The organism is Yersinia sp. 2540 StPb PI (assembly GCF_052217165.1).
GTDB lineage: Bacteria > Pseudomonadota > Gammaproteobacteria > Enterobacterales > Enterobacteriaceae > Yersinia > Yersinia enterocolitica_E.
On sequence record NZ_JAZGQC010000001.1, the window covers coordinates 3,205,065 to 3,230,570 of the forward strand.

Genomic DNA, 25,506 nt, shown 5'->3' on the forward strand with positions numbered 1-25,506 from the left:
AAATGGCATTGTAATACTCTAGAACAAGGTTAATTGATTTATTGGATTATTTTCGCTAAACGGTGACTATCTGTAAGCCAATGCATTAGTAAATACTGATATATCATCCTATAAAAAATTATCTGAAATAAAAAATAACTACGATGTTAGTGTGTTTTCTGCGTGATTTGGCCTCAAACCCCAGTAGCACTCAACAGCAGAATGATAGGCTGTTAGTGCTACTGGTTTAATCGCGCCGACTGAGGTTAGCGCTTCTTGCGGTTACGATGCATATCTATGGCGACGGCACTGACAATAATGATGCCTTTGATTATGTCCTGAATGTAGGAGTCCACACCAATAAAAGTAAAACCACTCTTAATCAATCCTAAAATTACGGCGCCAATTACTGTACCGGTGATACGGCCGACCCCACCCATCAAGCTGCTACCACCAATAACGGCAGCCGCGATCGCATCCAATTCATAAGATTGGCCCATGCTTGATTGCCCGCTACTCACCCGGGCGGCCAAAACCACGCCCGCCAAGCCAGCTAATCCCCCGGCAATGGTATAAACCGTTACCAGATATTTATTAACGTTAATGCCTGATACTTTTGCTGAAATCATATTCCCGCCGATGGCATAGACGTATTTACCATAACGGGTGTGTTTCAGTGCAATATGGAATATCACCGCAATAACCAAAAAAATGATAACGGGCATAGCACCTTGCCCAATCGCGGTAAAATCATCGGAGAGAAAACTTACCGGATTGCCTTTAGTGTAATATTGGGCAAGCCCTCTGGCAGAAACCATCATTCCTAATGTAGCGATAAAGGGAGGAATACCTGTACGGGTTATCAAGAAACCATTAATAAATCCACACAGTATCCCGACCCCTATTCCTGCAATAATAGGGATAGCCGCGGGTAAATCCAATAAGTGCGGATACATAGGTGAAATACTTTCTGATGTCTGTGCTAGACTCGCCGCGACAACAGCCGTTAATGCAATTAAAGAGCCGGATGAGAGATCAATGCCGGTAGTGATAATAACTTGTGTCACCCCGACGGCAATGATACCTATAATAGCCACTTGCAGAACGATCAATAATAGCCGATTAGGATTCAATAAAAATGATTGGTCACGAATAAACCAGCCAAGGAACTCAAAAATCAATGCAATACCGATCATGACAATAAAAATACCGGTATCTTTAGGTAATTTCCCTTTAAATCCAGACATGAATGAATGTGTTTTTGTTGACTCAACCGTTAATGATTTAGCAAATTTAACATTACTCATTATCGTTACCTTCCAGTAATTATTCTGAGGCCAGTGCCATTATCTTTTCTTGACTAGCATCTTGTTTATCTAATATTCCAGTGATGTGTCCGCTGTGCATGACCATAACTCTATCACTCATACCAAGAATTTCAGGTAGCTCAGAGGAAACTAAAATAATGGCTACACCGCGGTTCGCCAGTTCACTAATTAAACGATAAATTTCTGATTTTGCCCCAACGTCAATACCGCGAGTGGGTTCATCCAGAATAAGTATTTTGGGTTGAGCTAATAACCAGCGTGCTATGAGCACCTTTTGTTGATTACCGCCACTTAAATTATTAATTATTTGATCCATCGTAGGTGTTTTGATGTTTAATTTTTTAATCTGCTCCATGCAGTCTTTAGCCATTTGTCCATGACTGACAAAACCTTTTGTATTAATGTACTCAGAAAGATTTACGATGCTCATATTCTCAACCACAGACAAGACTAAGAATAACCCTGACTTCTTTCGGTCTTCGGTAAGAAAAGCCAATCCTTGTTCAATAGCCTTTGACGGGGAGTCGATATTGACTGGCAGACCCTCGATAAAAATTTCACCACTGTCCGCAGGATGCATACCAAATAAGCTTTCCATAACCTCACTACGACCTGCGCCAACCAAACCAGCAACACCCAATATCTCGCCTCGTTTTACGGAAAATGAGATATTGCGAAATAGCCCATCTCGCCGTAACTCATTAACTCGTAAAACTTCTTCACCAATATTATTATTAAATTTTGGGAACATATGAGTAAGTTCGCGACCAACCATCATGGTGATTAATGACTGTTTTGTCAGGTTTACCGTTTTATCTGTGGCAACAAACATACCATCGCGGAAAACACTGACCTCATCAGTAATTTCGAATATTTCATCCATTTTATGGCTGATATAGATAATGCCTTTTCCTTGCTCTTTTAACTCAGTAATAATCGCAAACAGATGAAAAACCTCACCTTCGGTCAGCGCTGATGTCGGCTCATCCATTATTAAAACATCTGCATCATAAGAAACAGCCTTAGCAATCTCTACCATTTGTTGGCTGGCAATATTCAATTCACCAACCAGCATATCTGGTTTCAATTTTATATTTAAATGCTTTAATAAATCCTCGGTTTTACTGTTGAGCAAATCGTGGTTAACAAAACCATAATGAACTGGCTCTCGCCCCAACCAAATATTTTCTGCCACCGTCATATGCGGGACTAAATTTAGCTCTTGATGAATCATTGCGATACCAGCATGGAGTGCATCTAATGTATCACTGAAGTTAACCGTTTCGCCCTTTACTTTTATTAAACCTTCATCAGGATGATATATTCCTATCAAACATTTCATCAGGGTCGATTTTCCTGCACCATTCTCGCCCATTAATGCATGGACACTTCCTGCTTTTATTTTAATGCCCACTTTATTCAATGCCTTGACACCAGGAAATTGCTTACTGATGCCTTCAGCCTCGAGAATGTAAGGATACATATCATCATCTCCTTGGTCATCATAATACGCTCAGTGGGTAAGTGCCGTATTTATCAAAAAAGTGATAACAATAAATACGGCACGACCTATCCATTAAAATATATTTAATGAATATTTGATTTTTCATGTATGAAAATTTGACTTGAAAAGTTAACTTATTCCTGTGTTTTTATAATTAACTATTAGCCAGGGGAAAAGGTTGTTTTCACTTTTTATTTTTATTAGCAAAGTCCTGATAATTATCTTTAGTGATGAGTTGATAAGGAATCATAACACTGCTTTCAACTTTCTGGCCGGAGGTTAATTTAATCGCAGTATCTACAGCGCCTTCTCCTTGACCTTTAGCATCTTGGAAAATACTGACATTCAAATCGCCTTTCTTAATAAACTCAAGCGCATCGGGTGTGCCATCAATGCCACCAATTACTACGCCATTTTTCTTCGCTTGTTTTAAGGCTAAAATAGCCCCAATGGCCATTTCATCATTATTTGATGCAATGGCATCTATTTGTTGCCCAGACAAAACCCAATCAGTGGTAACGTCTACCGCTTCTTTGCGGAAAAATTTTGCAGTTTGCTTATCAATGATATGAATATCTGGATACTGAGCTGCAACTTTCTCTACTCCCCGAGTTCTATCACGAGTAGCCTCACTCGAGAGTTCCCCCATCAGGATCATTACGTTGCCTTTCCCCCCCATCAGCTTCGCTAATTCCTCCATCTGTAGACGACCTGCAAGCTCAGAATCTGATCCCACATAGGCCATACCAGCTGGTAACGTTATTTCAGGGCGGCGATTCACAAAAACCAATGGTATCTTCGCCTGTTCAGCTAATTTGATCATTGGCTTTACACCTTGAGTATCTACCGGATTCAGAATAATGGCATCGACCCCTTGACTGACAAAATTCTCTACCTGCTGAATTTGTTGGGCAATATCCCCTTTTGCATCCTCGAATTGCCCAGTGACATTCCCTTCTTCTTTCATTTTGTTTTGCATGGCCTGACGTAATATTGTCAGGAAGTTATCATCGAAGTAAGCCATGGAAACGCCAATTTTAAGATCTTTAGCATAAGCACCCAATGGCAACAGACAAATAGCGAGTGAGGCGATAATAATTTTTTTCAGCTTCATGAACTATACCCTTCAAAAGTGGAATGCATTAACATCTCAGCGCCCGCTTATTGAAAATATTTTTTTACAACTGCATGACTCGGCAGAAAATAAAAATAGTTATTTTAGGCACTTCAATGCACTTCCGTGAATGCAACCGCCCCATTCCCGGCTTGAAATTCACAAATAATCAATATAAAACAATTGGTTATTTTTTTATTATCTATTCTTCCATCTATCACCTCTTTTTTAAATGTTTATTTCATAATTAAGATTATTGAAATTTTTAACACCAAACAACCGAAATGTGTGTTTTGCATAGAGCAAATAACAAAACTATGACATGGATCTAACAAATGCTGGTAATTTGAACACTATCGAGTGACCAAGCGCATGCCTTGGCAATGAGGAAATCTTCTTAGTTGCAGTTTGTGTGGCAGAGGGAAATTGTAAAAGGTATAGCGGTGATGCCCACAGTATCTATGTGAGCATCAGTTATAGCAGTCTTGCATGTGAAAAAGTAATCCCAAAGAATTGCATCACTTTGGTTTGTAATGAAAATTACAAAAAATATTCCCTTTTACCGCCAAGGAAATAAATCGACCCATAGCAAATGGCTATCCGCAGTAAGAGGCTGTAATTGCCCTCCCTTAATTGCAGGCAACCACCAACAGCCTTGCGAAGCAGTAAGTTGGTGTGTTTCGGTATGGCAAACAAGCCAGTTTCCCTTCACAACGTAGATCAACCCACTATGGGAAACAGGGAGTTTTTGTGCCGAACTCACCGACGATACCGATGCCTGCCAGCAACCGCGCCGCGTCATAATATTAAAGTCTTGACTACTCCCCCCTAATAAACGCGCATGAATAGGGATATCACCGGGGAAAGCAAACGGCTGCAACGGCTTGGAAAGAGTATGTGCCTCCCAGCCTGGGCTGGATAGTTCTACCCCTTCACCTGATAGCAGCGTAATTGACCGATCGATATCCGAAAACATTGAAAACGGGCCATCCTGTTCGATAGTAGCAATACTGGCACGCCAGGCAAAATCATCTCCACCAACGGGCCAACATGCTATTTCACGGGTTTCGCCGCCGCCATTTCGCCAACGGCTAACGGGTAAGCTGGCAAAATCAAAAAGGGTAAAGCTCATCAGACCTCCTGTTGACAGGCTTTCAATACCGTCAGAAAATCCTGTGCAGATTGCTGTTGCATTGGATGATATCTATCCACTATTACCGCTTTGCCTGCCACATAAACATCGCGAATTTGCGATTTGCCCCCCGCAAATAACCACCGATTCAACAAAGATGCCGATTTTGTACCAGCAATATAAGGATCATCGCCATCCAGTACTAACCAGTCAGCACGGTAGCCTTCTGTTAACTGACTAATTCTGCTGGCACAAGCCTGTCGTCCTCCCGCTAAAGCTTGGCTATAAAGCAAATCAGCCACGGCAGGATATTGCTCACTCGTCAGACGATTACGGCGTTGATCACGCAGGCGCTGACCATATTCTAACCAACGTAATTCTTCCACCACATCCAATGAGACATGGCTATCTGAACCAATACCCCAGCGCCCCTGATAATGCAGATAATCGACCCCAGGGAAAATACCATCACCAAGGTTAGCCTCAGTAGTCGGGCATAATCCTGCCACAGCCTGACTTTCTGCCAAACGAACAAGCTCGGATTTATCCAGGTGTGTCGCATGAATCAGACACCAGCGGCTGTCGACAGACAAATGGTTATACAGCCATGCAACGGGGCGCTGCCCACTCCAATCCAGACAGTCGTTAACCTCCTTTTGCTGCTCAGCAATATGAATATGTACCGGTAATTGATTATCCGAAGCTTGTAGGATCTCCTGCATTTGGCTGAGCTCTACGGCGCGCAAAGAATGAAAACATAAACCTTGGTTTTGTAATGGCTGATTAGCCAATTGTTTACTAATGACCTGCTGCTGTTTGAGATAGCTATCGGTGCTCTGAATAAAACGGCGCTGCCCCTGCTGAGCAGGCTGAGCACCAAACCCCGCGTAGCTGTACAATACGGGTAACAATGTCATCCCGATACCCGCCTCTTGCGCTGCCTGACTCAGTTGAGCGGTCATTTCACCAGGGCAATTGTATGGATTACCTTCGGGATCGTGATGTAAATAATGAAACTCTGCGACTTGCGTATAGCCACCTTTCAGCATCTCGATATACAGTTGACGGGCAATCACACCAACATCTTCCGGTGTTAATTGCTGTACCAGTCGATACATCAGATCTCGCCAAGTCCAGAAGCTATCCTGTGGGTTACCGGCGATTTCGGCTAATCCAGACATCATGCGCTGAAAGGCATGGGAGTGAAGATTCGGCATGCCTGGCACTATTGGGCCGGATAAAACCTGACAACCAGTACCACTGCTGCCGGTCACAATGCGCTGAATATACCCCTGTTCGTCAACAGTAATTTGTACGTTATCTGCCCATCCACTCGATAAGAAAGCACGCTCGGTAAAATAAACTGGCATAGCGATATCCCAATATTTTGTTCAGAGTCAAACGCGCTAAGCAGCAGCGGCGTCAATTAATTAAACCACTCACTTGTATATACATATACATACGCTAAATTCAACCGTAGACTTAGCATATAAATCTTTTATTTGACGAGGTTAACGCCGTGGCGGAACAACAAAAAGTCTTACAATTAAGTGCCGCAATGGACGATACTCCGGCGCCAATTTATCAACGGGTTAAGTTGGCCATTATCCACCAGATCAGAAGCGAGGTCTGGCAGCCCCATCAACGCGTTCCCTCAGAAAGCGAGCTCGTTGCTGAGCTGGGGGTCAGCCGTATGACCATCAATCGTGCGTTACGTGAATTAACCAATGAAGGTTTCCTTATTCGTATGCAAGGCGTGGGAACTTTTGTTGCTGAAGCAAAAGCGCACAGTGCCCTGCTTGAAGTTCATAACATTGCTGACGAGATAACCGCACGTGGTCATCGCCACAGCAGTAAAATTCTGCAACTAGAAGCTCGCCCGGCAACCCCTGAAGAAGCGGTAGCGTTGGGGATCCTGCCCGGTCAACAGTTGTTCTACTCGCAAATTGTGCATTATGAGAATGACTTCCCTGTTCAAGTCGAAAATCGCTGTGTTAACCCAAGCACGGCCCCCGACTATATGAAGCAGGATTTCAATCACATAACTCCTTACAGCTATCTCACACAAGCCGCGCCTCTGACTGAAGGTGAACATATTGTTGAAGCCGTGATCCCGAGCCAGACTGAGCGACAACTGCTGCAATTGGATGAGCATGAGCCTTGTCTGTTGATTCGCCGAAGAACCTGGTATGGAAAAGTGGTCGTCACTGCGGCGCAATTACTGTATCCAGGCTCACGCTATCAACTCTATGGTCGTTTTACCCCACAAGGCACCGTGACGTCCTGATCAATTTTATTTCTCTGTGAGAACTGCGAAGTGTTACGCAATTGTTTAAATCTCTATCTTGCTGATAGTGACTTTATGCGCTAGGTTGTCCATGATTGTATATACAACTTAATTTCGCTGTGTACTCGCCATCATTAACGCTATAGCAACAAATAAATTTCGGAGCACTGACTGATGCCTGTGGTTCAATCAGTAAGCAGCGCTGTGGCGGCGGGTACAAAGGGTATAGCTTGAAGGAGTGAGATGGTGTCAATAATTCACTGTGACAGTTTGTGGTACGGTGCCGATATCGTGACCATGTGTGGAGGGGAATATCATCTGATACCGCAAGGAGCAATAGCGGTCACAGGCGGTAAAATAGTCTGGATTGGGCCACATAAAGAGTTGCCAGCACTCCATGCCTCACGTGAGATCGTCTTTCAAGGTGGCCTGATTACCCCTGGTTTAATTGATTGCCATACACATCTCGTCTTTGGCGGTGATCGCAGTGCTGAATTTGAGCAACGCCTTAACGGGGTCAGCTATGCAGAGATTGCCGCTAATGGTGGTGGGATTATCTCAACGGTCAGGGCAACACGGAATACCAGTGAAGAACAATTGCTCGAACAAGCTTTATTTCGGCTGAAACCTCTTCTTGCCGAGGGCGTGACCTGCATAGAGATAAAATCCGGTTATGGCCTTAGTCTTGAAAGTGAAATAAAAATGCTGCGGGTTGCCCGCCGTTTGGGTGAATTACTCCCCATTACAGTTAAAACAACCTGTTTAGCAGCACATGCTTTACCACCTGAGTTTGCCGGCAGAGCTGACGACTACATTGATTTCGTTTGTAATACCGTCATTCCTCGGGTAGCTGAAGAGAGGTTGGCCGATGCCGTTGACGCATTTTGTGAACACCTGGCATTTTCACCGGCACAGGTCGAGCGCATATTCTTGGCCGCCCAGAAAGTCGGTTTGCCGGTCAAACTGCATGCCGAGCAACTGTCGGCACTTGGTGGCAGTACTCTTGCAGCAAAATTTAATGCATTGTCGGCCGATCATCTTGAATATGCCACTGAGTCAGATGTTCAAGCCATGGGCCATGCGGGTACTGTGGCGGTATTGCTACCAGGCGCTTATTACTTGCTACGTGAAACACAATGCCCCCCCATTGAACTGTTTCGCCAGTATGGTGTGCCAATGGCCTTGGCCAGCGATGCCAACCCAGGAACCTCCCCTGCACTCTCTTTGCGTTTGATGCTCAATATGGCGTGCACCTTATTCCGTATGACACCGGAAGAAGCGTTGGCGGGTGTCACATGCTATGCCGCTCAGGCACTTGGTCTGCAAGAGACTCAAGGCACATTGGAAATTGGCAAACTGGCAAATTGGGTCCATTGGCCACTATCCCGCCCGGCCGAATTAGCTTACTGGCTAGGTGGCCAATTGTCTGCGACTGTCGTTTTCCAAGGAGAGGTTCGCCCATGAATCTAACTGACCCGTTAAGTTTTCACTCCGGTAAACTGCCTTTATTAATCAGCATTCCTCATGCCGGCACCCGACTAACCCCCGTGGTGGAGGCTGGCCTAACAGCTGCCGCACGCCCTTTATCAGATACTGATTGGCATATTCCTCGTCTCTATGATTTTGCCAGAAATATGGGGGCCAGCTTACTAATAGGTAATTACTCTCGCTTAGTCGTTGACCTTAATCGCCCAGAGGATGATCAGCCACTGTATACCACAGCAACAACTGGCTTATTCCCCGAAACGTTGTTCGATGGGCGACCTTGTTTTATCTCAGGTAAAACACCGTCGCCGCAGGAGCGTCAATCTTACCTGTTACATATCTGGCGTCCTTATCATCAGCAACTTCAATCCGAATTGGACCGGCTTAAAGCACAGTTTGGCTATGCATTGCTGTTAGATGCACATTCAATTGCATCAGTTATTCCGAGATTATTTGAAGGGCAATTACCCGATTTGAATTTTGGTACCAATAGTGGTGTCAGTTGTGACCCATCATTAAGCAAGCAATTAATTGAATGTTGTCAACATCAATCCACCTTCAGCCATATATTGAATGGGCGCTTTAAAGGTGGTCACATAACTCGGGCATATGGTCTGCCCCAGAATCAGCAACACGCCGTGCAACTGGAATTATCCCAGTTAAACTATATGTCTGAAACTGAGCCTTATCACTACCGACCTGAGCGAGCCACGCATTTGCAGCAGTTACTCGAACAGTTAATTCATATCATGTTGTCATGGGGTGAACAGCACTATCAACGCTGAAACATAACATTCCACTCACTGAGTTTTCAGTCGGTAATAAATGTAAAAAAGGCGGGGTTAAATCCCGCCTTTTTAATTCACCTATTTCCGACACAGAAAAGGGTAATAATTACTGCTAAGTTAACTTAGAAACGGTAAGTCAAGTTAACTGCAACAGTATCATCAGTGCCCAGTCCCAGTGGATTGTTATCTTCATCCAGTAAGTTAATCTGGTAGTCAACATAGGCAAACATGTTTTTGTTAATATAGTAAGTCACACCGATTTCAGCATATTTCAGCAAATCTGCATCGCCAACAACTGCCAGTTCTTTACCTTTAGACTGGACATAAGCGATGGACGGGCGAATGCCATTTTCGAACTGGTATTGAGCGACCAATTCAACGTTCTGGGTTTTATTCGCAATCAGTGCTTTATATGGCGTCATATTCAGCGTTTCGCCGTACATTGCTGCGATGTAAACTTGGTTTGCATCATATTTCAGCGCAGTCGCCCAAGCCTGAGCTTTATCCCCTGTCGCACTGTCAGCCAATGTTTTTTGGCCTAAGGTCCGATTGGAAGAAGAGTATGCACCCGCAAAGCCAATACCGCTGCCTTCGATATCTTGGTAATCAACAGACAAACCAAAACCGTCGCCATTAGCCTTCTGGATTGCGCGCTCATTCTTAGTGGTATCTCCATCGTCATTACGACCTTGATACTGAGCAGCAACATTCAGACCTTTAACCAGGCCGAAGAAGTCAGAGTTACGGTAAGTTGCCAAACCAGTAGAACGACCTGTCATGTAATTGTCGGTATAAGCGATTGAGTCGCCACCGAACTCTGGCAGCATATCGGTATAGGCCAGCGCATCATAAACTACACCGTAGTTACGGCCGTAATCGAAAGAGCCAAACTCAGCAAATTTCAGACCAGCAAAACCCAAGCGGGTTTTATTGCCTTTGTCGCCCTGAGATTCTGCATTTTTAGCGGCTACGTTATATTCCCACTGGCCGAAACCGGTCAATTGGCTATTAATCTGTGTCTCACCCTTAAAACCGAAACGCACATAGGTATCGTCAGCGTTATTATGGTTTGAGAAAAGGTATTTAGCGGCTACGCGGCCATAAAGATCCAGCTTATTACCGTCTTTATTATAAATCTCTGCTGCATTTGAAAGAGTAGGAACGATACTCAAGGTGACCGCCAAGGCCAGTAAACTGCGCTTCATCATTAATTTTCCTTTAAATTTTAATAAAACAAACCCATCGGGCTGAATTAAATTTTCAGCCTCATAAAAGTTAGTTTTTAATTTTTTATAGTTACCTGTCTTGTAAAGCGAAGAGACATTAGCATTAAGCACAAAAAGTTAAAACGGTAAACTTGTAGAAACATAGGTATAAACAGGTAATCAATTGTAACAAAATGTGTTTAATGGAACCTTTCGTAACTGATTGATTATCTTTATTTTTAGGTAATTGCATATAACCAAAATAGTGCATAAGCACCAAAATGGTGCGAAAACATTTCAGTTTGTTTCTTTTTTGTTCTATTCGGATATCATATTTGTGAAATGGATCGAATATCACAGTTCCAATGCACTTTTTTATATATCTAAAGTAATTAGATGACTATTTAAAGTGCAAATAGAGAGTAATGTCATGTCACCTTTGGTGCAATAACATAAAAATTAAACATTAGGGGCGTTAATAGGGTTATAGAAAGTATGACTTTGTTTGGTTATTAATTATCGGTATTTTCATTGGAAGTGTATTTTTTATAAAAATCGCAATAAGAAAAACTTTAATTTAATGCATAAAAAATGAGCTTCCATAGCTAAAAGCTCATTTCCTATAGGTTAGAAACAATATACCACTTAAAATTTGGCTTAAGTTGTAGTTCTGGTGGTGATATTACCTCAAGTAACTATCTATGGCAGTACTGGTAACACAGCCTTATTTATACCGTTGGTATCTCACTCTTATCCATTCGCACCAACATAATCCCTGCACGTAATCCAAGGGCTACCTGAGGGTTTGGAAACAAGATCCACTCATCTTCATGTTTAACACGGTAATACTCACCGGATTGCTCCGCCAACAGTGTACCTTGGTTAAAACGAGTAAAATTAACCGTATCATTGTCAACCCACAGTTTAAAATCAGGATGTTGTTTTAGCAGTGATTTCACCACGCGATAAAACACCATTCCTCCTGAGGGTTGTACAGGCAATGGTTCCCCACTAACTAATGAACGCAATCCACCGGCTATATGAGTAAATTCAGCCAGCTGATTTGCACCAAATGGTAGCGCTTTTCCCAACTCAAGCGTACAACTTGCGGCCAGGCAGTGCTCACTACTAAAATGAGCAAAAGTCCCCCCTGCCGAGGTATGCATCACTAATGCATCCAGTTGAATATCTTGTAACCACCGTAGCATTACTGCGCTATACGGTGTTGTTTGATAAGGCAACAATCCAAATCGAGTATGATGAGATTCGCGAATTGCCGTGTGTAAATCGTAATGCTGTCGCGTCAGTTGGCTCTCTGCTCGGAAAAACGCCGACACAGCTTGCTCAATAATTTCAACCCGTCGGGTTTCATTACTTGGCGGATAACGCCGGTGCCGCCCGCCAAACATACGGTTGATATCTGCTGAGAGGAAACGTTTGCCGGCGCTTATCGCCGCTGGATTGCCAAATATGACTAACAAACGGACGGCCAGCGTTAATTCACCCGCTAACAAATCTGACACCAATTGATTCAAAATCTCAATCGGGGCCGTTTCATTTCCGTGGATACCGGCAGATAACACCACTGACTGGGTGTAATTGCCAGAAGGTGTCAACATCAATATCCCTTCATCGAGCCATTGCCACTCGATACTCTGCGTCGCGCCACGGATCGGTTCTGGCGGATGGCCCGAGAGTGTTATCGCCAGGAAATCTAGCATCATCGTTCCTTCTAATTCTGCTGGAACGGATATACCGAGCCAATATTAAGTATCCGTGTCAATTCATCCAATGCCTGCCGCCCTTCTTGTAATAACTGCGGATCAGCCAAGTCTTTAAATTGCAAATGATCACGATAATGTTGGTCGACCCAATTATTCAGCGTCACAAACAGCGCCGGTGTCATCATTACTCGACTATTAACAGCTTGTAACTCTGTATCGGTCAAGGCAACACGCAAGCGTAAGCAAGCAGGGCCGCCCCCATTACGCATGCTCTCGCGTAAATCGAATACTTTGACACTGTCAATCGGACCACCGCTATTGATCAATTCCGACAGATATCGCCACACGAACGGGTTTTCTTGTGCCTCCTGCGGAATAACCAACAACATTTTACCATCCGGTTTACTTAATAACTGGCTGTTAAACAGATAGCTTGATACTGCATCAGCAACCGACACCTGCGCGTCAGGGACCTCTATACTGATCAACTGTTGTTCAATGCTACCCATTTTACGGCGAATCTCATCCATAGCTTGAATGCCAGGGACGAATGCATGCTGATGATGGAATAACACATTCTGATTGCTGACAGCGATGACATCATTGTGAAAAACCCCTTGGTCGATCACTGCGGGGTTCTGTTGCACAAAAACAGTTCGGTCTGGTGCCAGTTGATGCAGTCGAGCCACTGCTTCGCTGGCCTCTCGCGTTTGGCGAGCAGGATATCGGCTAGGGTTTACTCCGTTTTCTAGTGCGTTGCGGCCATAAACAAAGACCTGAACCGCTGGCAAGCCGTATTCTCCCCCCAGACGATTATGATTAGCCGCACCTTCATCACCAAACAATTCCACAGCAGGTAGTGCATCGTGATGAACAAAGTGACGATGGTTATTAAACACCCCTTTGAGTAAAGCCGACGTGGTTTCAGCCTCAATTGCACGGTGAAATTTGTTATTTAAATTGGCCACAGTAAAATGAACTCGCCCATCCGCGCTATCCGCAGCAGGTGATACCGTCGCCGCATTCGCCGTCCACATTGATGATGCGGAACTTACCGCAGATAATAGACGTGGGGATTTACGTGCCACTTCACTCAATACTTGTTCATCTGAACCACTAAAGCCCAACTGACGCAAAACGCCTATGGCTGGTCGCTCCTGTGGTGGCAAAATACCTTGTTTATAACCTAAATCGGCTAATGCTTTCATTTTCAGCAACCCCTGCCGCGCAGCTAGGCGAGGGTTGGAAATACTGTTTTGATGCGCAGTAGAGGCTTCATTACCAAATGACAATCCAGCATAGTGATGTGTCAGCCCAACCAATCCATCAAAATTAACCTCATATCCTGCCATCGTATTCTCCATTCATGGCTCAATGGCTATCGGGCAAATCGAAAGAGATACCCGGTGACAATGTTGCTGGTAGCGTCAAACTTTCGCTTTCGAGTGATGCCATTGGCCAGGCACAATAGTCGGCCGCATAGAAGGCACTTGGTCGATGATTACCTGATGCCCCAATCCCGCCAAAGGGTGCAGCACTTGATGCGCCGGTCAAGGGTTTGTTCCAGTTAACAATACCGGCTCGGGCTTCCAATAACAGTTGTTCAAATTGTTGCCGGTCCTCAGAAACCAGACCTATCGCCAAACCGAACCTGGTTTGATTAGCAATGTGTAATGCTTGCGTAAAATCGCCATAGCGAATAACGCTGACCAGTGGGCCGAAATACTCTTCGTCAGGGACATTGATACCAGTAATATCAATGATCCCCGGCGTCAGCACTGCACTTTGGCTGTCTGGGCGGGTCATGGCTAATAATGGCTTGCCACCTAAATCCAGTAAATGTTGTTGCGCTGCCAGCATTTTTTCTGCTGCTTGTGATGATATCACCGCACCCATAAAGGGTGCTGGCTGCATATCCCAGCGCCCGATACGCAGGGCTTTGGCAATAGCGACAAAACGCTGTAAAAATGCATCGCCTTCAGCGCCAGATTTAACCAGTAAACGGCGCGAACAAGTACAGCGTTGACCGGCTGAGATAAAAGCCGACTGAATAGCAAGATTTACTGCCGCATCACAGTCTGCTATCTGCTCAACAATCAATGCATTATTGCCACCCATTTCCAGTGCCAGGATTTTTTCCGGTTGGCCGGCCAGTTGGCGATGCAAGTGATAACCGGTATTGGCGCTGCCGGTAAACAACAAACCATCAATATCATGTTGCGCAGCAAGGGCTTCACCTGTTTCACGCCCACCTTGTACTAAGTTTAATACCCCGTCAGGTATACCTGCCTGCTGCCACAATTTGACGGTTTCTTCTGCCGTCTTTGGTGTTAGCTCACTGGGTTTAAATACCACCGTGTTACCTGCCAGCAATGCAGGAACGATATGCCCATTAGGGAGATGCCCTGGGAAGTTGTAAGGGCCAAATACTGCTAATACACCATGAGGACGGTGTCGTAACACGGACATACCATCAGCCATCGGTGTTTGGCTACTCCCGGTTCGGCTTTGATAGGCTTGCAACGAGATAGCCACTTTGCCAATCATTGCTTGCACCTCTGTCAGTGTTTCCCAGAGTGGCTTACTGGTTTCCAAACTGATAGTGCAGGCCAGTTGCTGTTTATATTGTTCAAGTAATGCCGCAAAACGCTGTATCACCGCGACCCGCTGTTCCAGCGGTGTACGCGCCCAGGCAGGGAAAGCCTGCCGTGCCGCACGACAAGCCATTGCGACATCATGGCTGTCTGCGGCGCGCGCCTGCCACAATAATTGCCTATCTATGGGGTCAAGTTTGTCGAAATGCGCGCCGTTACCGGTGCGCCATTCCCCTTGCATAAACAGTGCTGGGTGAGTCATTTTTTAATCTCCGGGGCAAAAAGGCTGACTATCCGAACCGTATCACCGGCTATGACCCCCAGCGCTGCCGCATTTTTAGTCGTTAAATGCAGTAGCTCGTCTGAAAGATGAGTAGTAATCAATATTGAGCGGAAATATTGATAGCTGTCATTAGCCACTAAATAGGCAGTGCCACTCGGGTCAATATCGATGTCATCAATAACCACGATTCGCTTACTGCTGTCGCGCACCGCCCGCACTTCATCGGTGTTGGCCTCCAGTGTTGGGCCGCCATCAAAGATATCCACATATCCCTGATATTGCAGGCCTTCGGTTTCCAGCACTGCACGTGCGGGAGCTGTATGTGGATGGACCTGCCCGATGACTGCCCGCGCCTCTTCTGCCAGAAAATCCACATATAACGGGTGTTTTGGCATTAATTCAGCAATAAACGCTTTCTGCCCGGTACCACTGAGATAATCAGCTTTAGCAAATTCAATGGCAAAGAAGTGCCGCCCCACATTTTCCCAAAATGGCGAACGCCCCTGTTCATCGGTATAGCCTCGCATTTCCGCAATCACTTTGCGGGAGAAATACTGGCGGAATGCGGCAATGAAGAGAAAACGTACTTTTGATAAGAAGGGGCCATTTTTGTCTTTACGGTATTCAGGATCGAGAAACAAGGTACAGAGTTCGCTATACCCAGTGTGATCATTGCTTAAAAACAGGGTCGGTACCGATTTGTACACATTGAGTGTTTTGGATGCATGAACCAACGTGCCGACACGGAAGTTATACCAAGGGTCATGCAAACCAACAGCCACCTCAATAGCACTAACGCCCACCACTTTTTCTCGCTCACTGTCTTCCAGAACAAACAGATAGCCCTGTTCACCCGCAGCCAAAGAACCTTGCCAGGTATTTAACGCGCGCTCAATTCGAGCGGCGAGGTGTTGTTCATTTTGTGGCAGTGAAGTCATGCCGACGCCAGTTTTACCTGCCAATTCAAGGATATCGGCCAGATCACGGCGTTCTACCGGGCGAACTATCATCATAGTCAAGGTCCCTTGCTTACTGCATCAATGTTATGACTTAACCTGTCGACAAACCTGTTCAATACCCATGGCAAGCCGGGCTAAGCCCTCTTTAATATCCTGTTGAGAAATAATCAGGGACGGAGCAAAACGCACCACATTCGGACCCGCAATCAAAGCAATAAGCCCGTACTGTGCGGCAGCCTGAACAATCTCTTTGGCCTTCTCGTCATAATCCTTGTGAAGCACACAGCCAATCAGCAAACCGCGCCCACGGATTTCAGAAAAGACTTTGTGGCGGGCGTTTATTTCAGCCAATCCAGCCAAAAACCACTGATGCCTCTCTTTTACGCCTGCGAGGAGTTCTGGTGTGTTGATAAGAGACAAAACAGTACCCGCCACGGCACAAGCCAGTGGATTACCGCCGTAGGTAGTACCATGACTGCCGACATTAAGTGCGCTGGCATATTTGGTCGTCGTTAACATTGCCGCAATCGGGAAGCCGCCCCCAAGTGCTTTGGCACTGGTCAGCACATCAGGCGTTACACCGTAATGCATGTAGGCATAGAGTTCTCCGGTACGGCCAACCCCGGTTTGTACTTCATCAAAAATAAGTAATGCGTTATGACGATCACACAAAGCCCGCAAGCCATGTAGGAACTCGCTATCAGCGGGTAGCACACCACCTTCGCCCTGAATCGGTTCCACAATGACAGCACAGGTTCGGTCATTAATCAGTTCCTCAGCCGAGGCGATATCATTGAAAATACCGTGGCTGATCCCCCCCGGTAGCGGAGCAAAGTCTTGCGAATACTTCGGCTGCCCGCCCGCAGAAACGGTAAATAGCGTCCGGCCATGAAATGCATTCCTGAATGCCACAATCTGGTTCTTTTCGCCGGCAAGCCCTGGCTTATTACCGAAATTATTCAACGCATATTTACGGGCCAGTTTCAGTGCCGCTTCATTGGCTTCAGCCCCAGAGTTACAAAAGAATACTTTCTCGGCGAAAGTGGCATCAATCAATTGTTTTGCCAGGCGCAGTACCGGTTCATTGGTATAGCCATTACCCAAGTGCCATACTTTTTCTGCCTGCTCAATCAGTGCCGCTTTTACTGCCGGATGCCCATGTCCCAAGGCATTTACGGCGATACCACCAGCAAAATCGATATAAGATTTGCCCTGCTGATCCCACAGTGTCGCCCCTTCCCCTCGCACGATAATAAAATCTGCTGGTGCATAGGTTGGCACGATCCATTCATCAAAAGACTGTCGGGTAACGGGGATTGGGTGTTCCATAGTGGCCTCTTTGATCAGCGTAAATATGGGGTTGAGAGACTCATCGTTTGAGGGCACCATGCCTCAACAAAAATCTCTTATTCTGTTAACAATAAAAAATGAAATATATTCACCTGATATAAAGTGTACAGCAGCTTTCATGCCACACCAGATCCAATGTGAATAAATTGTACAAATTCCATTAAAACAATAATTTAAAATGCATAAGTATGCACATTGGTCGCATTCATACTGCATTTTGATTGATAAATAAGCCAGCCATGCTGGTTTGAGTAGAAATTATATGCATTTGACATCAATTTTGATTTTTGCTCTGTCAGATCACATTATGGCAACACAAAAATAACAACCAAGCTTTCCAACGCCCTATAAATGGGCAGTGTATGCATCAATTAAGTGCATTTCTTCTGCTAACAAAGCAGGCGATACGAAAGGAATTGCACCGTTTATGCATAATGGAATGAGGGATATTGCAGAAATAGCGGCAGAAGATAATGCTGTTATGGCTCCATTTTCTGGAGCCAGGTAAATATACTCATAGCGGAAATTAGATGGTTATCGACGCGAGCGGCTATTATCTGTGGCGCTGGTGAGTTGATTAATCAGTTGCGCCAGTATGCGGATGGCTTGTTCGCTCTGTTCCGACCAGGCAAACGAAGCATTCAGGCGGAAACAGTGATCAAACTGACTGCCTGTGGTAAACATTCTCCCCGGCGCGATGCTAACCCCCTGCGCCAACGCCCGCCGATATAACTCACTGGCATTAAACGGCGGTTCTAACTCCAGCCAAAGGAAATATCCCCCCGCAGGATGGCTGATTTTGACATTTTTAGGAAAATGCTCAATAACCGCCTGATGCAGCGTATTGAGCCGCTGTTCCATTAAGCGGCGCAGGCGGCGCAGATGAGTGTCATATCCCCCCTGACTGAGATAATCTGCAATCGCCAACTGAGTCGGCACACTGGCCGAAACCGTACTCATCAATTGTAAGTGCTGAATTCGCTGCGCATGTTCCCCTGCTGCGACCCAACCGACACGGAATCCCGGCGCCAGACATTTAGAAAACGATGAGCAATGCAGAATTTGCCGATGCTGATCGAGTGCTTTGGCTGGCAACGGCCGCTCCGCACCAAAGTACAACTCACCATAAACATCATCTTCAATCAACGAGATATTATTCTGCTGTAGCAGGGCTACGAGCCGTTCTTTCTGCGGCCAGGACATCGTGCAACCTAATGGATTTTGAAAATGTGTCATCAGCCAACAAGCTTTTATAGGGTATTGGTTGATCACCTGTTCGAGCGCATCGAGGTCCATACCCTGTTGCGGGTGGGTGGTAATGGCAATCGCTTTTAGCCGCAAACGCTCGATCGCCTGTAATGCACCATAAAATGCGGGTGACTCAATCACTACCCAATCTCCGGGCTGCGTAACCGCCTGTAAACTCAGGCTTAGTGATTCCATCGCGCCCGCAGTGATAACAATTTCTTCGGGGGAGACATTCATTCCACTGGCGGCATAACGCTGAGCTATATTGCGCCGCAAACTTTCGTTACCCGGTGGTAAGTTAGTCACAGAGCTTTGTGGTGATATCTTACGTGCGACGCTGGCCAGCGCCCGTGATAATCGGGGTTGTAACAATAAACTCGGATCGGGAAATGCCGAGCCAAATGGCATTATTGCTGGGTCTTTCCCTGCCTGTAGTACATCAAAAATAAAGGCATTAATGTCTACCTGTTCATCCAGATGCAGTTTTTTCCCTCGCTGTGGCTGGGGTAATTGTGTCGGCCGTGAAGCAACATAATATCCCGACTGCGGCCGGGCCACGATCCAACCTTGGCTTTCTAATAGCTGGTAGGACTGCACTACAGTCATCAGGCTTAATCCTGATTGTTTACAACTTTCCCGCAATGAAGGCAGCTTGTCACCCGCCAGCCAGACCTTGGATTGTATTTGTGCCCGGATTTGCTGAGCTAACTGTTCATATCGAGTCATAAGCCAACTGTTATAGGTAAGATTGAATTAATTGTCACTATTATAGCCACTTTAACTTATGGTTAACTAACTGCCAAGTTTACTCCGCCAAATAATCGCCTGTTGTCACTACCTGTTATCGGGATAACTAATACCGGCGTGATTCATTTTATAGATTAATGAGGCAGTACCATGTTTGCAGCGAGGTCACTATGTTTGGCTTAACCGCTCTAGAATTGGCCAGAATCCAATTCGCTTTTACCATCTCATTCCATATCATCTTTCCAGCCATCACTATTGGGTTGGCCAGTTTTCTTGCGGTATTGGAAGGTTTATGGTTAAAAACCAAAAATGAGGATTACCGCGACCTCTATCATTTCTGGTCAAAAATATTTGCCGTTAACTTTGGTATGGGTGTGGTATCCGGTTTGGTCATGGCCTATCAATTCGGCACTAACTGGAGCTTTTTTTCAGAATTTGCGGGCAGTATCACCGGCCCGTTGCTGACATATGAAGTACTGACCGCATTCTTCCTTGAAGCCGGTTTCCTCGGGGTGATGCTTTTTGGTTGGAACCGCGTTGGGCCGGGTTTGCATTTCTTTGCAACCTGCATGGTGGCATTAGGCACGTTGATGTCTACCTTCTGGATACTCGCCTCCAATAGCTGGATGCAAACCCCCCAAGGCTTTGAAGTTATTAATGGGCAAGTGGTGCCTGTCGATTGGTTGAAAGTGATATTCAATCCATCCTTCCCCTATCGGTTACTGCATATGTCCACGGCAGCTTTCCTTGCATCGGCATTCTTTGTCGGCGCCTCTGCCGCCTGGCACTTACTGCGTAAACGGGATACACCCGCGATGCGGAAAATGCTGTCAATGGCAATGTGGATGGAGTTGATCGTTGCCCCACTACAGGCAGTTATTGGCGATGCCCATGGCTTGAATACACTGGAATATCAACCGGCTAAGATTGCGGCGATTGAAGGGCACTGGGAAAACAAGCCCGGAGAACCCACGCCACTCATTCTGTTTGGTTGGCCAGACATGAAGCAGGAGAAAACCCATTTTGCGCTGGAAATTCCTTATTTAGGCAGCTTGATCCTCACTCACAGCTTAGAAAAACAGATCCCAGCGTTGAAATCTTTCCCAGTGGAAGATCGTCCTAACTCAACCATTGTCTTCTGGTCCTTCCGCATTATGGTCGGATTAGGCATGTTGATGATCTTGGCCGGTATCTGGAGTTTATGGCTACGCTGGCGTGGCAACTTATACCAATCGCGCCCTTTCCTCTATTTTGTGCTGTGGATGGGACCGTCGGGTTTAATTGCTATTCTGGCCGGTTGGTTCACCACCGAAGTCGGCCGCCAACCGTGGATAGTCTACGGTTTGCAACGCACCAGTGATGCGGTTTCATCTCATGGCGAAATGCATATGAGTATCAGCCTGCTGGTCTTTATTGTGGTTTATGGTTCGGTATTTGGGGTTGGTTACGCTTACATGATGCGGCTTATCCGTAAGGGGCCAAAAGCGCATGAAGGTACTCAGCAACAACCCGGCGGACCCGGTCAGTCGAATACGCCATCACGGCCACTGTCGGCAGTAAGCGAATCATTTAGTTCTGACAACCACCAAAGCAGGAGCTAATTATGGGTATCGATCTTCCACTGATTTGGTTTGTCATTATCGTTTTCAGTACCATGATGTATGTGGTTATGGATGGTTTTGATTTGGGTATCGGGATCCTGTTTCCACTGGTAAAACACAGCCGTGACCGGGACTTGATGATGAACAGCGTCGCCCCCGTGTGGGATGGTAACGAAACCTGGCTGGTTCTTGGGGGGGCAGCCTTATTAGGTGCTTTCCCGTTGGCATATGCAGTTATTCTGGATGCACTGGCAATTCCTCTTACCCTAATGTTATTGGGTTTGATCTTCCGTGGCGTAGCCTTCGAATTTCGCTTTAAAGCCAGCGCTGAAAAACAGCATATCTGGGATAAAGCCTTTATCGGTGGGTCATTGATTGCCACCTTTACTCAGGGCATAGTGGTCGGTGCTTTTATTCACGGCTTCCCGGTAACGGGGCGGAGTTATAGTGGCGGCCCATTTGACTGGTTGACACCTTTTGCTCTGTTTTGCGGCTTCGGTCTGGTTATAGCCTATGCACTACTCGGCTGTACCTGGCTCATTATGAAAACCGAAGGACAGGTGCAACAGGTCATGCATAAGCTAGCCACACCACTGACATGTGTAATGCTGCTCGTTATTGCCATCATTAGCCTGTGGACACCGCTTGCACATCCACAAATTGCGGCACGCTGGTTTACGCTACCCAATCTGTTTTTGTTCTTACCGGTGCCATTATTGGTAGTACTGGCTAGTTGGGCGTTACTGCGCTCAGTTAAACGGGGTGGGCATTATGCCCCCTTCCTATTGACGTTATTGCTGGTGTTCCTTGGCTATAGCGGTTTGGGTATTAGCATTTGGCCTTATCTTATTCCGCCATCCATTACTTTGTGGCAAGCGGCAGCTCCGCCGCAAAGTCTGGGTTTTATGCTGGTCGGCGCACTCTTTATTATTCCTATTATTTTGGTTTACACCTTCTGGAGCTACTACGTATTCCGCGGGAAAATCCATCACGACCAAGGTTACCACTAAGTACCAAGTGGATAATGACAATCATGGGCTAGTTCGCTGGCCCTGATATGTTCTTATTGTGAATATTAGAATTTGTATGCATGAGACTTATATGTCTGAAAATAACACGATAAAATCACAAACGACCCTTCAGCCAACTGAACAGCTAAAATCGCCTTGGTGGAAGAAGATCGGCTGGATGTTACTTATTTGGTGCGGTAGCGTATTGGCTTTATTCGCAGTTTCGATGTTGTTTCGTATGATGATGACTGCGGCCGGCATGAAGTCCCATTAACGCCCACATGACACGATGAACATACGGCAAGGTTGCCACGTTTATTGGTCAAAGGAATATTATGTTATGAAACGTTACCTCATCCCCTTGGTTAATCAGATAGCTTTACTGATGATGCTACTGGGTTTACTGGGCCTTGCCGGTATGACTATCTCGTCATGGATGGCGCAAAGTATTCAGGGTAACGCGCATGCCATCAACAAAGCAGGCTCGCTACGCATGCAAAGCTACCGGCTGCTTTCAATGGTACCGTTGAATAATGGTGATTTGCCTTACCTGGTTGCACTCGAGCAGGATAAAACCAGTAGCGATTTACAACATGCGTTACAGCGAGAAGGGTTAACCAGCCAATATCAACAAATAGAGCGTTACTGGCAAACCACGCTAAAACCACAATTGCTACAAGCTAAACATCCCGATGACGTTGCCGCCAACGTGGCAGACTTTGTCCACCAGCTAGATGCTCTGGTATTAGCCATTGACCATAAAACTGAACAACGCTTGTTATTGGTTACCATGATTCAACTGGTGTTCATTGTTCTGACAATGAGTTTACTATTAGCCACTATCTATTATTTGCGCCGCCGCATACTGCGTCCATGGCTGCAATTAATCTCCATGGCGAATGCCATTGGTCGCGGTGATTTCAGCAAACGCTATACGCTGTCTTATCAACGAGATGAAATGGGGATGCTGGGTACCGCATTGAATCGAATGTCGCAGGAACTTTCGTTGATATACAGTGACCTGGAGCAACGAGTTACTCAAAAAACCGCTGATTTACAACAAAAAAATCAAGTATTAGCCTTTCTATATCATAGTAGCCGTCAATTACATACCCACCAACCATTAAGCGAGCGCTTAGTTCCAATTATCGAGCAACTACAAACACTGACACCACTGGAAAATGTGCAGATCTGTTTATATGAAAATCATCTTTATCGCGATAATCTCGCTGATAACGCCGATGGCGAATATCTGCCGCCCCAAAACAGCCCGGCACAACTCACTATTAGCAGCTCATCTGGCGGAGTGAGTAGTGCTGTTTTGCGGGAATCTTTGAGTTGGAGTCTGAGTGATAAGCTTGGTCAATATGGGTTGCTACTGGCAAAACTACCCACTGATAAATCACTCAATTCAGATCAGCAGCAACTGGTCAATATGCTGGTGGAGCAACTGAGCAGTACATTGGCACTGGAAAGCCAAGCCCGGCATCAGCAGCAATTATTATTGATGGAAGAGCGTTCAGCCATTGCCCGGGAACTGCATGACTCCATCGCCCAGTCGCTTTCCTGCCTCAAAATTCAAATCAGTTGCTTGCAGATGCAAGCGCCCGATATGCCGGAACCCAGTAAACTTTTAGTACAGCAAATGCGCGATGAACTTAACATCGCCTACCGCCAGCTACGTGAATTACTGACGACCTTCCGCCTGAAGCTAAATGAGGCAACATTACAAGCGGCACTCCAGACTTTGGTAAATGAATTCAGCGAGCGAGCCAGTTTACCCATTACCCTCGAGTTTAACTTGCCGTCAGGCTGTGTCCCCGACCATCAGGCCATTCATATGGTTAACATTGCCCGTGAAGCACTGAACAACATTTATAAGCATGCTCACGCCAGTATGGCCACTGTCAGGGTTACTGTTGAGCAAGGTGATGTCATCATGTCCATCCGTGATAACGGCTGTGGGATTGGACAGGCCAGCGAGCGGCCTAATCATTACGGTTTGATCATTATGCAGGATCGGGCAAATAGTCTGAACGGCCATTGCACTATCTGCCAGCGGGAAGATGGCGGAACAGAAGTTCAGGTACGATTTACGCCTGACAATGACTCTCTTGACTGATGCTTTCTGTCCAGATGGACTACCTATACCGCTTCGTGGCTAGATCTGGTAATCAATCACCACCTCATCCGCCGCCTCTGCCAACACTTTCTCTTTAATATCATGCAAAGAAAGTGTTGGATTACAGAGCTGTATAAAGAACCAAATAAAGTTACGTTGTAACTGACCTCGTTTTAGCCCTAGCCAAACAGTATTAGCATCAAACAAGTGTTCGGCATTTAGTCGTACTAACCCTTTATCACGATGTGCCTCGTAGGACATATCCGCCAGAATGCCGACCCCCATGCCGAGTTCAACATAGGTCTTAATTACATCAGAATCTTGTGCACTGAGTGCAATATCGGGTGTCAGTCCAGCATTTTTGAACGCATTGTCCAAACGTGAACGGCCAGTAATCCCCTGACGATAGGTAATCAATGGCAACGTACTCAGCGTTTCAAGGGTGATATTAGGATCTTGTGTTAGCGGGTGATTATCCGGCACGACGATAGCGTGGTGCCAGCGATAATAAGGAAACGTGACGACAGACTCGTCACTCATCAATAGCTCAGTAGCAATACCAATATCCGCTTCACCGGAATGCAGCATGGCTGCAATCTCTTGTGGGTTCCCCTGGCTAATAACTAACTTAACTTGCGGGTATAACAGGCGGAATTCTTTAATCACCCGAGGCAAACTGTAGCGGGCTTGAGTGTGTGTGGTAGCAATATGCAACTGTCCACTATCATTATTGCTGAATACATCAGCCAGACGGCGGATTTGATTAGCATCATTCAGCATGCGTTCGGCTACTGTCAGCAACTCCTTGCCCGGTTCAGTCATCCCGAGCAACCGCTTTCCTCGTCGAACGAAGATCTCAATACCCAATTCTTCTTCTAGTTCGCGAATATGCCGGCTAACACCCGATTGTGAGGTAAATAAAGTATTAGCCACTTCAGTCAGGTTATAGTTGCAACGGGCTGATTCCCGAATAATTTTAAGCTGCTGGAAATTCACATTTAGCCCCTTTTGATTTCACTCTATTTGGTAGATAGATTTACGGGGGA

Annotated in this window: 20 protein-coding genes; 7 read left to right on the plus strand and 13 right to left on the minus strand. The window is 45.8% G+C overall.

Annotated elements, in window-relative coordinates; translation table 11 throughout:
• Window positions 1–245 precede the first annotated feature (245 nt).
• The 5 genes from V1956_RS14665 to V1956_RS14685 form a co-directional block, all read right to left on the minus strand.
• Window positions 246–1,286, minus strand: a complete 1,041-nt coding sequence (locus V1956_RS14665; RefSeq protein ID WP_372558868.1) for an ABC transporter permease — start codon at window positions 1,284–1,286, stop codon at window positions 246–248.
• 19 nt (window positions 1,287–1,305) lie between these two features.
• Complete coding sequence (locus V1956_RS14670; protein WP_442825270.1) at window positions 1,306–2,790, minus strand: sugar ABC transporter ATP-binding protein; 1,485 nt, start codon at window positions 2,788–2,790, stop codon at window positions 1,306–1,308.
• Window positions 2,791–2,995: 205 nt separating this feature from the next.
• Window positions 2,996–3,925, minus strand: coding sequence for a sugar ABC transporter substrate-binding protein (locus tag V1956_RS14675; RefSeq protein WP_372558866.1), 930 nt, complete (start codon window positions 3,923–3,925; stop codon window positions 2,996–2,998).
• A 559-nt stretch (window positions 3,926–4,484) separates the two neighbouring features.
• Entirely contained in the window at window positions 4,485–5,057 is a 573-nt protein-coding gene (locus tag V1956_RS14680; RefSeq protein ID WP_083159043.1) for a HutD/Ves family protein, read from the minus strand.
• Window positions 5,057–6,427 carry a formimidoylglutamate deiminase gene (locus V1956_RS14685; protein ID WP_442825271.1) on the minus strand — a complete coding sequence of 457 codons (1,371 nt, stop codon included), beginning with the start codon at window positions 6,425–6,427 and terminating at the stop codon, window positions 5,057–5,059. Before V1956_RS14685 ends, V1956_RS14680 begins: the two co-directional genes overlap by 1 nt.
• A gap of 149 nt (window positions 6,428–6,576) precedes the next feature.
• Between V1956_RS14685 and hutC the strand changes: the two genes are divergently transcribed.
• The 3 genes from hutC (at window position 6,577) to hutG (ending at window position 9,614) form a co-directional block, all read left to right on the plus strand.
• Complete coding sequence (gene hutC, locus V1956_RS14690; RefSeq protein ID WP_083159045.1) at window positions 6,577–7,344, plus strand: histidine utilization repressor; 768 nt, start codon at window positions 6,577–6,579, stop codon at window positions 7,342–7,344.
• Between the two features lie 243 nt (window positions 7,345–7,587).
• Complete coding sequence (gene hutI, locus V1956_RS14695; RefSeq protein ID WP_442825272.1) at window positions 7,588–8,808, plus strand: imidazolonepropionase; 1,221 nt, start codon at window positions 7,588–7,590, stop codon at window positions 8,806–8,808.
• Window positions 8,805–9,614 carry an N-formylglutamate deformylase gene (gene hutG, locus V1956_RS14700; protein ID WP_372558863.1) on the plus strand — a complete coding sequence of 270 codons (810 nt, stop codon included), beginning with the start codon at window positions 8,805–8,807 and terminating at the stop codon, window positions 9,612–9,614. The genes hutI and hutG overlap by 4 nt, the downstream gene beginning before the upstream one ends.
• Before the next feature lie 125 nt (window positions 9,615–9,739).
• Here hutG and V1956_RS14705 read toward each other — a convergent pair whose 3' ends face one another.
• The 7 genes from V1956_RS14705 to V1956_RS14735 all read right to left on the minus strand — a co-directional run bounded on the left by V1956_RS14705 (window position 9,740) and on the right by V1956_RS14735 (window position 19,706).
• A complete protein-coding gene (locus V1956_RS14705; protein ID WP_083159048.1) occupies window positions 9,740–10,825 on the minus strand; it encodes a porin in 1,086 nt (361 codons plus the stop codon).
• Window positions 10,826–11,550: 725 nt separating this feature from the next.
• The gene (gene astE, locus V1956_RS14710; RefSeq protein WP_372559890.1) at window positions 11,551–12,543 is read right to left on the minus strand and encodes a succinylglutamate desuccinylase; all 993 of its coding nucleotides are present in this window, start codon (window positions 12,541–12,543) and stop codon (window positions 11,551–11,553) included.
• A gap of 11 nt (window positions 12,544–12,554) precedes the next feature.
• Window positions 12,555–13,898 carry an N-succinylarginine dihydrolase gene (astB, locus tag V1956_RS14715; protein WP_420074980.1) on the minus strand — a complete coding sequence of 448 codons (1,344 nt, stop codon included), beginning with the start codon at window positions 13,896–13,898 and terminating at the stop codon, window positions 12,555–12,557.
• A gap of 19 nt (window positions 13,899–13,917) precedes the next feature.
• Window positions 13,918–15,402, minus strand: coding sequence for a succinylglutamate-semialdehyde dehydrogenase (gene astD, locus V1956_RS14720; RefSeq protein ID WP_442825273.1), 1,485 nt, complete (start codon window positions 15,400–15,402; stop codon window positions 13,918–13,920).
• On the minus strand, window positions 15,399–16,436 hold the full coding sequence (gene astA / locus V1956_RS14725) for an arginine N-succinyltransferase (protein ID WP_420074978.1): 1,038 nt from the start codon (window positions 16,434–16,436) through the stop codon (window positions 15,399–15,401). The genes astD and astA overlap by 4 nt, the downstream gene beginning before the upstream one ends.
• A gap of 30 nt (window positions 16,437–16,466) precedes the next feature.
• On the minus strand, window positions 16,467–17,711 hold the full coding sequence (locus tag V1956_RS14730; protein WP_102970427.1) for an aspartate aminotransferase family protein: 1,245 nt from the start codon (window positions 17,709–17,711) through the stop codon (window positions 16,467–16,469).
• Window positions 17,712–18,266: 555 nt separating this feature from the next.
• On the minus strand, window positions 18,267–19,706 hold the full coding sequence (locus tag V1956_RS14735) for an aminotransferase-like domain-containing protein (protein WP_372558859.1): 1,440 nt from the start codon (window positions 19,704–19,706) through the stop codon (window positions 18,267–18,269).
• A 191-nt stretch (window positions 19,707–19,897) separates the two neighbouring features.
• Here V1956_RS14735 and V1956_RS14740 point away from each other — a divergent pair, with 191 nt between their 5' ends.
• The 4 genes from V1956_RS14740 (at window position 19,898) to narX (ending at window position 24,460) form a co-directional block, all read left to right on the plus strand.
• Window positions 19,898–21,328, plus strand: coding sequence for a cytochrome ubiquinol oxidase subunit I (locus V1956_RS14740; protein WP_442825274.1), 1,431 nt, complete (start codon window positions 19,898–19,900; stop codon window positions 21,326–21,328).
• A 2-nt stretch (window positions 21,329–21,330) separates the two neighbouring features.
• A complete protein-coding gene (gene cydB, locus V1956_RS14745; RefSeq protein WP_420074976.1) occupies window positions 21,331–22,338 on the plus strand; it encodes a cytochrome d ubiquinol oxidase subunit II in 1,008 nt (335 codons plus the stop codon).
• Between the two features lie 91 nt (window positions 22,339–22,429).
• Window positions 22,430–22,612: a DUF2474 domain-containing protein gene (locus V1956_RS14750; protein ID WP_372558856.1), complete on the plus strand. Its 183-nt coding sequence runs from the start codon at window positions 22,430–22,432 to the stop codon at window positions 22,610–22,612.
• 66 nt (window positions 22,613–22,678) lie between these two features.
• The gene (gene narX / locus V1956_RS14755) at window positions 22,679–24,460 is read left to right on the plus strand and encodes a nitrate/nitrite two-component system sensor histidine kinase NarX (RefSeq protein WP_372558855.1); all 1,782 of its coding nucleotides are present in this window, start codon (window positions 22,679–22,681) and stop codon (window positions 24,458–24,460) included.
• A gap of 39 nt (window positions 24,461–24,499) precedes the next feature.
• Here the strand turns inward: narX and cbl are convergent, their stop codons facing one another.
• Window positions 24,500–25,456 (minus strand): HTH-type transcriptional regulator Cbl, encoded by a 957-nt coding sequence (gene cbl / locus V1956_RS14760; protein ID WP_442825275.1) that lies wholly within the window; start codon window positions 25,454–25,456, stop codon window positions 24,500–24,502.
• Window positions 25,457–25,506: the final 50 nt, after the last annotated feature.